Here is a 13764-nt window from a genome sequence, read left to right on the forward strand (position 1 = left end):
TCGTCCCGCAGGGTGGGCACAGCCCACCATTCCTATCTCCTTGCCAAAGCTGAAGATACGATAGCGGGCCGTACCCACCCAACGGGAGTCGTTGGACCGACGATGACGCCACGGCCGATCACGTCGAAGAACGGGGAAACGGGTTCGGCTAAGCGATACGAATCCTCACTTGGGCTCAAGACCGGCCACTTCGATCCCGGCCAAACCGACGAGATAATGACAGACGCCCACAAACATGTTTTTATCCGATTCGTAGCGAATCACGACGTGATACCTGCCCGGTGAAACTCCCTCAAATACGAGCCCGGGCCTCTCGTCGGATCCTTCATCGCCAGCGCGGGTCGGCAGTTCCCAGTAACCGGCCTTCTCCAATCGTTGGATCAATTCGTCCCAGTGATGGGGTGCAAGTTTCCGGGTTCGGTTGATCGAGATCGCTCCGAGCTCGTCCCCAACATTGCCGGCGAGTTCGACCGCTTTCAGGGTGATCGACTCACCCGACTTCACCACGCGAATCGAGAACGGACGGCTGTAAAAAGACATCCGGCTCATGCGATGAATCAGGTCGTCGTCCCCGGACTCGGCAAGCTTCCATAAAAGAAGGCTCACGCATCGCCTCCAGGTGCTTGCCGTACCAACGGGACAAAACATTATGCTTTTCCGGCCATGTTGTGATCACAAAGTCGGGGGAAATAAGATCCAGAGGTGCTGCCGAAAAAAAGTCGGTAACCCAGCAACGAGACAAGTACGACCACTCCTCCCGCGACCAGAATGCGCCCACGACGCCGCTTGAGGCCTGGAGCATCCGACGACAGTGCCTCGGCTCGCCCTCGTTCGCTCTCTCCCTCTCGTTCTCGCCCATCGCCGCCGCGACCGTCAACCTGCCCGATGAGAAATTGAAGCCGGGGGAATGCTTCATCAAGGACTATTCTGAAAACCAAGGGGTAGCCAAAGCCCTGACCGCCGCCGGAGTCGTCGAGCCGACCGGAGAAAGGCCTTGGTTGGAGCGGGCAGGAATCGTGCATTGCCGGATCAGGGAGCGGTAGCCTAGCCTTCAGCCACCGGATCGACAACGTCTGGCCGAATCAAGTCGATCACGCGAACTGTGCTAGTGAGGCTGGTCTCAATTCCGAAGATATCCACCTCATCCTCGACGCCCAGCATCTCGTAAACATCATCCCATAGCTCAGGTTCGAATACACAAATACGAAATAAATTCGGAGTCGACACATCATGCAGCTCGAATCGCATTAAGCGTTCATTGACCTCTCGAATTCTTCCTTTTAATTCGACCCGGCGCTCCTTCATAGCAGGTATCCGGGAAAGAGCTCCGTTCAGAATGCTGCGATAGCTCCGTGTGAGTTTGATCGGCTGAGTCGATCGAGTTGCCAATGTACCCCGGATCTCCATATCGCGTATCGAACTGCGAGGAGAAGGAGTGAGAAACTTAAGGGCTTTGATGATCGCCCTGCTCAAAACGGGGTCTTCGGGTACTGGTAAGGCGGATGCATCGGCAGGAGGCGATGTCAACCAGTTTAGTCCAGCCTCAAGATGATCGGCCACACGCTTCAGTACTTCATGCTCCTCGTTAATTTCATTCTCGCCCAGACCTGCGAACAGATCAGGTTCGTTGAGCGGCGAGCGAAATTGCACCTCGAAACTTGCGGCAAGAGTCCTCTGAACTGGCAGGTCATACAGCTTTTGGAGAGCACGCGAGGGACGCCCTCTTTGAGCTGGCAATTCCATTTCGTATTCGGCGAGGCACTTGATCGCGCGTTGCGCCCCTTCGACCGTGCTCTTAACGACGCTGCCTGGGATCTCGCCGGAACGGATCGCCGGGCCGGTCGCACGCAAGCTAAGGATGGGATCTAACGATCGATGCAGCATGGTGCGGGCATTGGGCTGACAATCCTTCGGAACGTCCTTCAGCGATACAAGCCACGCTCCGCTGAGGACACCATCTTGTCCCCAATTCACAACCCACAGACGAGGCTGAGCTAATGCCTCACTCACCGACAAGAGCCCCTTTTCGAGGCCATTGATGATCGCTTCAGTAGTTGCAACCACCAGGAAGCGAGAGTTCTCGTCGTCTTCATCGCTCCAGCAGGCGAGGCATAAAGCGTCGTCTGCGTCGAGGAAGGTGAAAATCCGAGGTCCATCATAATAGTTCAGGACGTGAAGTGGCTCGAACGGCATAAACCGTCCCGTGTCCACCACTTTGCCCTTGATTTCCCACATTATGACAAATCCCGAATGACGACGAACAGTGAAGCTCGATCAACTCCCTCGTATGGCCACCATGTCGTATGAGTAGGCTGCTGACCTTTCGTGAAACACGCCTTGCCGTGTTCAGCGAGCAATTTACCCTTTGCTATCATGTTGCCGAGTTTTGGCAAAAGATTCCGTTGATTGATGGCATCTTCCACCTCTCGAAATACAGAAAGCCCACATCGCAAGCAAGGATCGGCTCTGGGCAGCTTTCCTGATTCATGATGACTTTCCATACACGATGCCGTAGCTGGATTCTCCTTTGTGATCCGGAACACTTCACCTGCAGCATCGGGCGTATCGGAGGATGGACACCCAGAAGGCCAACCCTTCGAGAAGTTCATGCGTGCGATCCAATACCAATTCCCCGGGAAAGAGGCAAGGCGGTTCTACCTCGAACCGAGATCCTCTTGACATCCTACCAGAAAAGCGCCACCCGTACACTAGGCGCCCAACTTATCGTGTCTTCCAGCCCTATTTTTCGCAACCGCTTACTCACATGAGAGTTACGCAGATCCCGTGTTTTGCGTGCAACGCATGGCGTTCACGAAGCCGCTGTACAGCGAGACCTTGAGCGGGCCACGGGTTATCAAGATTGCTTCCAGACCAAGCGAGGGCGATCCCTCCGGCCCGGGCTCTCGGGAACCGAGCCTCGAAGATCGTCTCGGCCTACCGGCTTCAATCCCTATCGCAAACAGAGGCCTGGCACCCGCCGATTAACATATTATATCACCATAGCTATCTATCGACCGTATGTCGCCGCGTAATTTCGAGCCTGAACCGGCTGTGGAGAAATCCGAAAATCAGCGCAAGGCAGATTGGCAAGCCGGACATGAGAACTCCGAGCAACCCTCCGAAGACGAAGCCTTGCGTCTCGGGTGCCGACTTCGACAGGTCGACCCACTGATTAAACAGAAAAACAACCGTTCAACAATCAATAGGACGACCTCGGTGAACATTAGGCACAACAACATCCCCAAGGCCAGAATCGCCCCGCTGACCACTGCGGCTGAATCCGCGGCACTTTTCCGTACCTGACGTCGGACTAGGGCAAAATAGAAAAGACCCAACCGAACGTCGCGAATCCGAACCAGAAGGCCCGCCTTTCTTCGCGACAAAGCCTCGCCCCGAGGGTCGTCAGCAGCAGAATCAGAATCGTGAGCGTGTAGAACGAACGGAGCGTGAACAACGAGCCCGAGCGAAACGCCGCAAGGCTAACCGCGGCAAAAACGACTGTCCTCATCAGAACTGCAAAAGTGTCACGCTTCCCACCACCCCGCATTCCCCCGTTCCGACCCGATGATCGCTCAACCGATGCTCGACGTTCACCGCGAGGCGGCCTGGCGGCATCGTACCACGCCTCGATCGATCAGGGACGGGCCACCGGGAGAAACCGGTGCACCTAATGCCGTGGGAGGCTTCGCAGGTTATAGTCATCGTTGATCCTACAACGAGGGGAGGTTTTGATGCCCAGCGCACCTGATGGGGCGAAGGAGATCAACCCAACCAAACGACCCGGCCGCGGGCGGGCGCTCTCCCCGATCTACCTGGACCAAGCCGATCCCCTTGGCAAAAAGAAAGTCCGCCGCCGCCCCTCCCGGCATCGGCGGATCGTCTTCGGCTGGTACGGCGGCAAGTTCAACCACCTCGACTGGCTGCTCCCGCTGCTCCCTGATGCGCACCACTACTGTGAGCCCTACGCCGGGTCGGGAGCGGTCTTGCTCAACCGAGCCCCCTGTCCCATCGAAACTTACAACGATATCGACGGCGACGTCGTGACCTTCTTCCGGGTCCTCCGCGACCACCCCGAAGACTTGATCCGCGCGATCGCCTTGACCCCGTTCTCCCGCGAGGAGTTTTACGACGCCATCCACGGCGATTCGACGAGGTGCGCCGCGCTCGAGCGCGCCCGCCGGTTCTACGTGCGAGCCCGGCAAGCCCGCACGGGCCTGGCCCAGACGGCCACCCTTGGGCGCTGGGCGAACTGCAAGGAGACCAGTCGCGGAGGGATGTCGGGCACGATCTCACGCTGGCTCGGTGGCGTCGAGGCGCTGGGCGACGTCGCGGAGCGGCTGCTCCGGGTCCAGATCGAAAATCGCCCCGCCGTGGACTTGCTCCGGATCTACGACGGCCCGACGACCCTCTTTTACTGCGATCCCCCCTACCTCCACCAGACGCGGGGCGACTGCCACACTTACGGGTTCGAGATGAATGAATCCGAGCACCGCGAGCTCGCCAACGCACTCCGCGGCTGCCGCGGCAAAGCCGCCGTCTCCGGCTACCGCTGCCCCCTCATGGACCTGATCTTCCAGGGCTGGCGCCGCTTCGATGCCCCCGAAAAACATTGCCACTCCAACAAGAAACCAGGGCAAGAGTCGCTCTGGATGAACTACTGAAACCCCATTCCACGGTAAAGTTCTCGAGAGATTTTCCCAAAGACTCTCTTGACTTCCCCACGGCGTCCGCTCATACTAACCGCACAATTGAGACTGAGTCTCAATACCAGGCACAATCACAAAGTCAGCCGGTTTGGTCCACCGGTCTTGGCTTTGGCAGTCGGCGTTCGGAAACGTGGAAAGGAACATCGCACGTGGTGACCTGCCGTCCCTGGCGCTACGGCTGCTTGCGAAGAGTCACGTCCGTGTGGCTCGCGACGGTCGATTCGGCTTCCGCCGCGACCGAGGAGCGGGTTCCCTCGTTTTTCCGACCCGATGACCCCGTTTAGCGTGAAGTCAACACGTCCGCCGGGGAGACACACCGTCCTGTGTCAGGTCGGTTGTGGGACCACTCCCCGGCGGCGTGTTGTTTTGAACCGCGGCGACACGGGCACGCCGCGGCCTTGGCTCGGCTTTCAACGGCGATCTTATTCGACGCCGTACTTCCGCAGTCTTTGGCGGAGTGTGGCGCGGTGCATCCCGAGCATCTGGGCGGCCGCCGCCCGGTTCCCCTGGCAGCGGTCGAGAACGACGCGCAGCAGCGGAGGTTCGACCAGGGTGAGGAACCGTTCGTAGAGCGGCGTCTCGTCGCCAGTGTTGGATTGGGCCTCCTGGTGGGCCCAGAGCGTGGCCTGCTCCTGGATCTCGCGACCGATCGGCGGTCGGGCGGTCGTTGCCCCCGGATGGGTGGTCGGGAGATGTTCGACCCGGATCGAGCGGCCGCGTGCCACGATGGCGGCGTGCTCGATGGCGTTCCTCAGCTCGCGAACGTTGCCGGGCCAGGGGCGGGAACGGAGTTCCGCGAGGACTTCTTTCGAGAGATGGACGTCGGCCCCATCCGGCAGCCGCGACTGCTTCAAGAAGTGCTCGGCCAACACCGGAATGTCGTCGGGTCGATCGCGGAGCGGCGGCAGGTGGATCGGGAACACGCTCAAACGGAAGAAGAGGTCGTCCCGGAACTGGCCGGTCGCCATCAGCTCGGCGAGCGGCCGGTTGGTAGCGGCGACGACCCGAATGTTGGTCGCCCTGGGCTTCGCGTCGCCGACCGGCGTCACCTCCCGGTGCTCGATTGCTCGCAGCAGCTTGACCTGGAGCAGGGTCGGAATATCGCCAACCTCATCCAGGAGCACCGTGCCGCCGTGGGCCAGTTCGAGCAACCCTTTTTGATCCTGGACCGCCCCGGTGAACGACCCCCGGACGTGGCCGAAGAGCTCGCGTTCCACCAGGTTCGGGCTGAGCGCGGCCAGGCAGACGGGGAGGAAGGGGCCGGCATGCCGGCTGCTGTGGCGATGGATCGCCCGGGCCACCAGCTCCTTGCCGGTGCCGCTCTCCCCCGTGATCAGCACCGGCACGTCCGTCGGCGCCACCAGGGCGATGCTCTTGAAGAGATCCTGCATGGCGGGCGAGGCGCCGATGAGCGTCTCCGGCCCGGGCTGCGGCTCGGGGTCAGGGTCGGTCCGGCGGCGTTTCGAGGGGGTCCCCTTCTCGAGGGCGCGCTTGATCACGGCCCCGGCCTGGTCGAGGTCGAACGGCTTGACCAGATAGTCGTAGGCCCCCCCTTCGATCGCGCGGACAGCGGTATCGAGGTTGCCGAACGCCGTAATCACGATGATGGGCGTGGCGCCGATGCGCTCGCGAAACCGGGCCATGGCGGTCAGACCGTCCATGCCGGGCAGCCGGACGTCGAGCACGACCGCATCGAGGCCACCACCCGCGGCCAGCCCCAATCCTTCCTCGGCCGACGCGGCGATCTCGACCTCGTGCCCCTCGTCGGTGAGGAACTCGCGGAACGCCCAGCAGATGCTCGCCTCGTCATCGACGATCAGGATGCGGCCCATGAGGCGCCCTCGACGGATCGGACGGTTCGGGGGATTGCCAGCGAGAAACGGGTGACTCCGTCCTCGCACTTCCAGGATAGCCGCCCACTATGCTCGAGGGCCACCTGGTTTGCCAGCGCGAGTCCTAGACCGACCCCTTCGGGCTTGCTCGTGATGAACGCCTCGCACAGGTGTTCGGCCAACTCCGCGGGAGGCCCCTCACCCGAGTCGCTGACCACGATGGCCACGCGATCCCCCTCACCGTCACGCTCCGTCATCGCTTCAAGGCTCACGCGGCCCCCCGGCCCGGCGGCCTCGATGGCGTTCAGGACCAGGTTCAGCACCGCGCCCCGGACCCCCGACTCGTCCGCGCAGAGCTCGATCGGCACCTGCCCTCGCTTCCGTTCGAACACGACCTTGGCGTGCTGACACGACGGCTGAACCAGCAAGGCCACGTCGTCGAGCAGCCGATCCACCTCGAAATCGGCCGGGGGGCGCCGCTCCACCCGGCCGAGCGAGAGCAGCCCCTTGACGTGCTCCTCGGTCATCGTCAGTTGCCGCAAGGCGACGTCGAGGCTCCGGTCGCCTTCAGGCGCGGGATAGCGTCGCGCATGGAGCTGAATACTCATCCGGGCTCCGGTGAGCGAATTCCGAAGCTGGTGGGCCAAGCCGGCCGCAAGCTGGGCGAGGATCCGGGTCCGCTCCGATTGCTCGATCGTCCGCCGCATTTCTCTCAATTGAACACACATGCGATTGATGGAACGTGACAGGTCCTGGACCTCGTCCCGGCCGCGTCCGAGGTCGACTTCGCGAAAGTCTCCCCCCGCGATGAAGGCAACCTGTTGCTCCAGGCGGCGGATCCGGCCGCTGATCCGGTGGGCGATCCAGCTCGTGACGGTGGCCAACAGGCCGAGAGAGCCGACCCCGAGCATGAGCGGCGGCCAGGCGGCGTCCCACCGCGCCTGCCGCCAGACCGTCTCGGGATAGAGCACCAGCAGCGAGCGCCCGTGTGGACGGCTCGACGGACGGATCCGGGTCGCGAAATAGCGGGTGCCACCGAGCGCGACCGTGGGCGACTCTCCCAGGGAGTCGAGATGCGCCACCGTCAGGACCGTGTCCAACCGGGTGGAAAGGCCGACCGGGGTCGAAAAGCTGGTCTCGGCCACCCGGCCCTCCGCGTCGTAGGCCACGAAGTGGGCTCCGGAGAGTCCGCGCATCTTGGCGAGCACCCCCGCCGTATAAGGGAAGTTCGCATGCCCGAGCGTGTCGATCACACCGTTCAGGCGATCGATGACCTGGCGTTCCACCCGGCTCGTGGCAAGCCGCGCCGTGGAAAGCGTGATCGCGGCCACGGCAATCCCCTGGATCGCGACCAGGGGAATCAAAATCTGATTACGCAACGACCATCGCATCATCAACGACGTGGCTCGCCCCAGCAGTTTCACTCGCCTCGGAAATCGAGCAAGAATCACTGACTCCATCAGAACGTGGTGAAGGTCGAAACCGCAAGGGAGCATACACTTAAGCGGCCCGGCGATGAAATTCTCACCGCAGGCGGTGAAAAAATCGCCAAGGCGGATCCCGGCCGGCGTCCGTTGCATCGCCGCAATCGGTTCGGTAAAAAAGAGATGCGATCATGCGCGGATCGTGGAACGGCATTTGCCTTACACAAGTTGCCGAGAGGGTAACGACCGCCTGGCCAGGTTCGCCACCCTTCGCACCCGGCTCGCTTTTTCCTTGGGTCACGTACCTGGATCAGATCAGAAAGGACTGTTCGCGATGCCCTTGTCCCGTCACTTGTCCCGCCGAGAGTGCCTCGTTCATGGCGTCCAGGCGTTCGGGCTTATGGCCCTGGCGTCCCGACCGATCGTGAGCCGGGGGGCCGAAGGAACGACCGCGGCCGACCTGATGGCCAAAGGGGTCGACTTCCTCCGTTCGCGTCAGGCGGAAGACGGCAGTTGGTCGGGCAATCGCAAGGAGCCTGGGATCACGGCCTTGGTCGTCACCGCCCTGCTCCGTTCCAAACGCGTGACCCCGGCCGAGCCCATCGTGACCAAGGCCCTCGCGTTTCTGGAAGGGTTCCTCACGCCCACCGGAGGGCTCTCCGAAGCCCATTCGAACTACTCGACCTCGATCGCGATCATGGCCTTCCAGGAGGCGAACAAAGGGGGGCGGTACGACTCGATCATCAAGGGAGGCCAAGAGTTCCTCAAGACGATGCAGTGGGACACGTCAGAAGGCAAAGGGCCGGGCGACGCCTTCTACGGCGGAGCGGGCTACGGCGGCAAGAATAACCGCCCCGACCTCTCGAACACCGCCTTCATGATGGAAGCGCTCCACGACACCGGCCTTCCCGCCGATGACCCCGCGCTCCAGAGGGCCCTCGTTTTCGTGTCGCGCTGCCAGAACCTCAAGAGCGAGTTCAATGACCAGCCGTGGGCCGAGAAGGTCAACGACGGCGGATTCATCTACACGGCCGCCAACGGCGGGTCAACCTTCGCCGGCAACACCGAGAACGGCGGCCTACGCTCGTATGCGGCGATGACCTACGCCGGCCTCAAGAGCATGATCTACGCCGGCCTGGCCGCCGATGACCCGCGCGTCAAGGCAGCCAACGCCTACATCACCAAGCACTACAGCCTGGACGAAAACCCGGGACTCGGCCAGAAGGGCCTCTTCTACTACTACCAGACGTTCGCCAAGACGATGGCCCTGCTCGGCAAGCCGACCGTCGTCGACGCCTCGGGCAAGAGCCACGACTGGCGTGCCGAGCTGACCGCCGCGCTGGCGAAGCGCCAGGAAGCCAATGGAAGCTGGACCAACCCGGCCGACAGCTTCATGGAAGGGGACCCGAACCTCGTCACCGCCTATGCCCTGCTCGCCCTCGCCTACGCCCAGCCGAAGGCCTGATCGTCGACCTTTGGCCTGGAAACGAACCAGTTCGTTCCTGAGCGAGGCGATCGAGCGAATCCTCGATCGCCTCCTGTCTTTCCGCCAATTCATGTCCACGCCGCGAACGAAGATCAGAGTTCGCCCCTGACCCGCCCGTCGCAACAATCCGCTCTTCCATAAATTTTTTTTCACAGAGCCTCTTGCTGAGCCTGCGATTCCCTGGCTATGATCCTCCATCGAGAATGAATCTCAATACCAATGGCTTGTTTGATTCGGAGTGGCCTTGGTCCCGCCAGTCCGGGTGACCGTCCAGCGATAGGGCAGGATTTGTCAGCGTGCTTGCCCCCCCCACCCCAATAAGAGTCCGGGCATCTGTTTCCGAGAATCCGACGAGAGTCTGCTCCCCGTTGGGTTCTCAGGACGACTGACCGCCCCGCGTCCATCCCTCCGCCAGAGTCCGCTCGGCGCCACGAGCATGCCGCCGGACTTCCTCCCCCCCTGCGGAGAACCGAGAGTTCATTCTTGGTGAAACCACCAACTCTCGGCGTCTCGAACCGTCGCAGGTGCTCGTTCGAAATCTGACCGTGGCAAGCCGCCCCGCGTTCCGGAAGAGACTTTGAGTCTCGATCCCCGGGAACGGTCCGGCTCCGTCACCACCACCCGGATGGCCGATCTCGATCGACCCCCCGGGCCGAGCGTCTCCCGATGGTCCTCGCGACGACAACACCTGGCGAATCGATCCCTTGCTTATGCCATCTCCGTTGATTCAAGAGGCACGCTCATGACCCATTCTCAAATACGTCGCGGCTTCACACTCATTGAGCTCTTGGTGGTCATTGCCATCATTGCGGTGTTGATCGCCCTCTTGCTGCCGGCGGTGCAGGCCGCTCGCGAAGCCGCTCGCCGGATGCAATGCGTCAACAACTTCAAGCAGCTCGGGTTGGCAATCCACAATTATGAATCCACCAATGGAGTGTTGCCTCCCCAGCAGGTTCTCTCGTTCACGGGCACGACCGTGGGCTGGAAGTCGATCTGGGGGGTCACCTCGCGAATCGTGCCGTTTCTCGAGCAAGGGGCGCTTTACAACTCGATCAACTTCACGCTGAAGGTCACCGATCCTCCGAACTCGACCGCCGTCTCCACCTCCTTGAAGACCTTGATCTGTCCGAGCGAGGTGAACGCTCAGCCGTTCCAGAGCACGAGCACTGCCGGCGTGACGACAACCTTCGGAATCTCGAACTACGGGTGGTGCGAGGGAGATTGGTACGTCTTCGGCGGGGCCGGCGCCCCGGCGAACCGATCGGCCTTCGGTCCGAACCAGAGCCGCACGTTCGCGTCCTTCACCGACGGTCTAAGCCAGTCGGTGCTCGGCGCCGAGGTGAAAGCCTACGTCCAGGCCTACCACGACTGCCCCGGCACGATCCCCGCAGGCCTGGCCTCCCCCTCGGCGGTTCCCACCCCGACCGACGTGATCGCCGCCGTGGCCTCCGCCCCGTCCCAGTGCAAGGCTCCCGCCGCGGGGCACACCCGTTGGTGCAATGGCAATACCTTCTATGACGGGTTCACCACGGCGCTCCCGCCAAACACCAAGGTCCTCGTAGGCACGCCGACCCCGCAAGACTCCGACCTGGTCTCGGAAGACGAGGACGATGGCGGCCCCACCTATTCCGCCGTCACTTCGCGAAGCTACCACGCAGGCGGAGTCAACGTCCTGTTCGGCGACGGCAGCGTGCGCTCCATCAAAAGCACAATCGCCTGGCCAACCTGGAGAGCGCTGGGGTCGATCGGCGGCGGCGAGGTCGTCTCGGCCGATTCATTCTGACATCAATCTGCAATAAAATCCTCACATTCGAGACTGTAGCAAGAATATCGGGATCTCGTTCCCACGCTCTGCGTGGGAACGAGTTTCCCCCGCGAATTTCGGCCTCCGGGACAGACAGACGGCCCACTTTCCTTGCGACAGACTCTCACGTTCGTCTCTTTTCCCCACAGAGTGAGCGAGGCATTTAACACAATCACCTACACAACAGTTTTTCGCATTTCAAGATACGTTGCAACACAATCTGCCGGTCCACTCCGAAAGTGGCGATCAAGCTGACACTGTCGTCGCGCTACCGGGTTTTCGCCCGGATCCATCAACCCGGTAGCGCTGCCACAGCGTCAAACGAACCACCCCACGCGAAGGCCCAAAGTCAGAGAGCTCACGCTCCCCGCCTTCCGACGGACCAAGAGCCCCCGGTTAAGGTGGCGACAGTTTCCATTTTCCCAACGAAATCGGTGTCAATCCTCACGGGAGCGCGACCTCGGGAATCTTATCGGGTGGGCCGCTTTCCCCGGACTTGCAGTGGAATCGGGAATCCTGTTGGCTTATCGTCGGGTGTGCGAGGCCTTTTTGCCAAGAAATGACGCCGGTCGCGAAGATGAGGAGGCTCCCGGCCTCGGTCTCGCGCGACCCCGCATGACCCCACGACGATCCGCCCCGGAGAACTCTCGTGTCAAAACCGCGGTCTTTGTCCCGTTCCCTCAAACCCTTACTCGCCCTGCTGTTGGGTTCGGCGTTTACCATGGCGGCGCCCCCCTTGCCCTTTTCACCCAAGCCCAAGGTGGCGGAGGATTACCCGCTTGTCTTGAAAGACGATTTCGAGCGGGACGAGCTTGGCGAGGATTGGGAGCCGACCGATCCCAAGGCCTGGCAGATCACCCGCCAGGGCACCAACCGGGTTCTCGATCAGCATCGCGCGAGCAAGTATGAGCCGCCGGTCCGCTCGCCGTTCAATATCGCGCTGGCGAAGAAGGTGGATGTGGAGGACCTCGTCCTCGACCTGGAAGTTCACTCCACCGGCCGCGACTACGGCCACCGAGACCTCTGCTTCGTGTTCGGCTGGCAAGACCCGAGCCACTTCTACTACGTTCACCTCGGCAAGGAAGCAGATCCTCACGCCAACAGCATTTTTCTCGTCGACGGCAAACCACGGGTCTCGATCGCCAAGACGCGGACCAAGGGCACCCCTTGGACCGACGGCTGGCATCACGTCCGGGTGGTCCGCAAGGTCGCGACCGGCCTGATTCATGTCTTTTTCGAAGACATGACGACCCCGGCAATGACGGCGCAGGACAAGACATTCGGTCACGGCCGTATCGGTGTCGGCTCGTTCGACGACACCGGTCAGTTCGACTCGATCCAGGTCTGGGGCACTCCGACGAAACCGGCGGAGTAAGCCGGGGCCCCTGGTGAATCCAGGTCGAAAGATCAGGTCCACCGTTGTGGAACGGACTCAGCCGAGTATCTTGGAAGCGGAAACGCCCTGCGAACGGACCGCCTCAATCGGGGCAGTCGGCAGGGCGGAGCGAACGGGAGACGACGCAAATGACGCTTCCAAGGCGGGGCCTGCTCTTCGGGTTCCTGGCGACTCTGACGGTGGGCCTACCAGCCCTTGGCGCGGACAAGGACCCGCTCCGGATCCTGATTATCGACGGCCAGAACAACCACAACTGGGTGTCCATGACGCCGATCTTGCGGGAAGCGTTGGAAAAGACCGGGCGCTTTTCCGTCGACGTCGCAACCTCACCCCCCAAGGGGTCCGAGGCCGCTCAGTGGGATCAGTTTTCCCCTCTTTTTTCCAAATATGACGTGGTGATGAGCAACTACAACGGTGAGCGCTGGCCCTCCCGGGTCGAGAAAGCGTTCGAAACGTATGTTGCGGCGGGCGGCGGCCTGGTCAACGTCCACGCGGCGAACAACGCCTTCGAGGGCTGGCCCGAATTCAACAAGATGATCGGCCTGGGCTGGCGCGACAATAAGTTTGGCGACCGGGTCACGATCGACGACAGCGGCAAGGTCGTCCGGACCCCCAAGGGAGAAGGCCCGGGGGCCGGGCACGGCCCCCAGCACCGCTACAAGGTCACGACTCGCGAGTCGTCGCACCCGGTCACCCAGGGTATCCCGGCCGAATGGCTCCATGCCAAGGACGAGCTCTACCAGGGTCAGCGCGGACCGGCGGAAAACATGGAGATCCTCGCAACCGCCTTCGCCTCTAAGGAATACGACGGAAGCGGAACCAACGAGCCCATGATCTGGGTGATCCCGTACGGCAAGGGACGCGTGTTCACTACAGTCATGGGACACACCTCAAACGACGAAACCGTCGCCGTGCGTTGTATCGGCTTCCAGACCGTCCTCGCCCGAGGCGCGGAGTGGGCGGCGACCGGTAAGGTCACCCTCCCGATCCCGGCGAACTTCCCCACCGCAACGCAAGAGAGCGTGGTCAAAGAGCCGGCAAAAACCCAATAATACAAGTCGATAATCCCACGTACAGGTTAAGCTCAACCCGTACGTGGGATTTTGGGCATCACAC

The 13764-nt window shown here is 61.7% G+C and carries 9 protein-coding genes; 5 read left to right on the forward strand and 4 right to left on the reverse strand.

Features of this window, described 5'->3' with window-relative positions:
* Positions 1-165 precede the first annotated feature (165 nt).
* Together BUS42_RS16030 and BUS42_RS16040 are read right to left on the reverse strand one after the other, a co-directional pair.
* On the reverse strand, positions 166-606 hold the full coding sequence (locus BUS42_RS16030) for a hypothetical protein (RefSeq protein WP_074307871.1): 441 nt from the start codon (positions 604-606) through the stop codon (positions 166-168).
* A 438-nt stretch (positions 607-1044) separates the two neighbouring features.
* Complete coding sequence (locus tag BUS42_RS16040) at positions 1045-2235, reverse strand: hypothetical protein (protein ID WP_074307875.1); 1191 nt, start codon at positions 2233-2235, stop codon at positions 1045-1047.
* Positions 2236-3731: 1496 nt separating this feature from the next.
* Between BUS42_RS16040 and BUS42_RS16050 the strand changes: the two genes are divergently transcribed.
* Positions 3732-4661: a DNA adenine methylase gene (locus BUS42_RS16050; RefSeq protein ID WP_074307879.1), complete on the forward strand. Its 930-nt coding sequence runs from the start codon at positions 3732-3734 to the stop codon at positions 4659-4661.
* Positions 4662-5128: 467 nt separating this feature from the next.
* Here the strand turns inward: BUS42_RS16050 and BUS42_RS16055 are convergent, their stop codons facing one another.
* Together BUS42_RS16055 and BUS42_RS16060 are read right to left on the reverse strand one after the other, a co-directional pair.
* A complete protein-coding gene (locus tag BUS42_RS16055) occupies positions 5129-6538 on the reverse strand; it encodes a sigma-54-dependent transcriptional regulator (RefSeq protein WP_074307881.1) in 1410 nt (469 codons plus the stop codon).
* The gene (locus BUS42_RS16060; RefSeq protein WP_254053551.1) at positions 6523-8118 is read right to left on the reverse strand and encodes a sensor histidine kinase; all 1596 of its coding nucleotides are present in this window, start codon (positions 8116-8118) and stop codon (positions 6523-6525) included. Before BUS42_RS16060 ends, BUS42_RS16055 begins: the two co-directional genes overlap by 16 nt.
* Before the next feature lie 178 nt (positions 8119-8296).
* On the opposite strand from BUS42_RS16060, the gene BUS42_RS16065 reads away from it, so the two are divergent.
* The 4 genes from BUS42_RS16065 (at position 8297) to BUS42_RS16080 (ending at position 13700) form a co-directional block, all read left to right on the forward strand.
* Positions 8297-9427 (forward strand): prenyltransferase/squalene oxidase repeat-containing protein, encoded by a 1131-nt coding sequence (locus BUS42_RS16065; protein WP_074307882.1) that lies wholly within the window; start codon positions 8297-8299, stop codon positions 9425-9427.
* A gap of 763 nt (positions 9428-10190) precedes the next feature.
* Positions 10191-11231 (forward strand): DUF1559 domain-containing protein, encoded by a 1041-nt coding sequence (locus tag BUS42_RS16070; RefSeq protein WP_074311122.1) that lies wholly within the window; start codon positions 10191-10193, stop codon positions 11229-11231.
* Positions 11232-11901: 670 nt separating this feature from the next.
* Positions 11902-12627 (forward strand): hypothetical protein, encoded by a 726-nt coding sequence (locus BUS42_RS16075; RefSeq protein ID WP_074307884.1) that lies wholly within the window; start codon positions 11902-11904, stop codon positions 12625-12627.
* A gap of 149 nt (positions 12628-12776) precedes the next feature.
* The gene (locus BUS42_RS16080; RefSeq protein WP_074307886.1) at positions 12777-13700 is read left to right on the forward strand and encodes a ThuA domain-containing protein; all 924 of its coding nucleotides are present in this window, start codon (positions 12777-12779) and stop codon (positions 13698-13700) included.
* Positions 13701-13764: the final 64 nt, after the last annotated feature.

The organism is Singulisphaera sp. GP187 (assembly GCF_900129635.1).
Taxonomy (GTDB): domain Bacteria; phylum Planctomycetota; class Planctomycetia; order Isosphaerales; family Isosphaeraceae; genus Singulisphaera.

Bases quoted from the DNA above. Each gene is read 5' to 3' on its own strand.
- BUS42_RS16040 (WP_074307875.1), bottom strand. From the start codon at position 2,235: ATGTGGGAAATCAAGGGCAAAGTGGTGGACACGGGACGGTTTATGCCG.
- BUS42_RS16050 (WP_074307879.1), top strand. From the start codon at position 3,732: ATGCCCAGCGCACCTGATGGGGCGAAGGAGATCAACCCAACCAAACGA.
- BUS42_RS16055 (WP_074307881.1), bottom strand. From the start codon at position 6,538: ATGGGCCGCATCCTGATCGTCGATGACGAGGCGAGCATCTGCTGGGCG.
- BUS42_RS16060 (WP_254053551.1), bottom strand. From the start codon at position 8,118: ATGCAACGGACGCCGGCCGGGATCCGCCTTGGCGATTTTTTCACCGCC.
- BUS42_RS16065 (WP_074307882.1), top strand. From the start codon at position 8,297: ATGCCCTTGTCCCGTCACTTGTCCCGCCGAGAGTGCCTCGTTCATGGC.
- BUS42_RS16070 (WP_074311122.1), top strand. From the start codon at position 10,191: ATGACCCATTCTCAAATACGTCGCGGCTTCACACTCATTGAGCTCTTG.
- BUS42_RS16080 (WP_074307886.1), top strand. From the start codon at position 12,777: ATGACGCTTCCAAGGCGGGGCCTGCTCTTCGGGTTCCTGGCGACTCTG.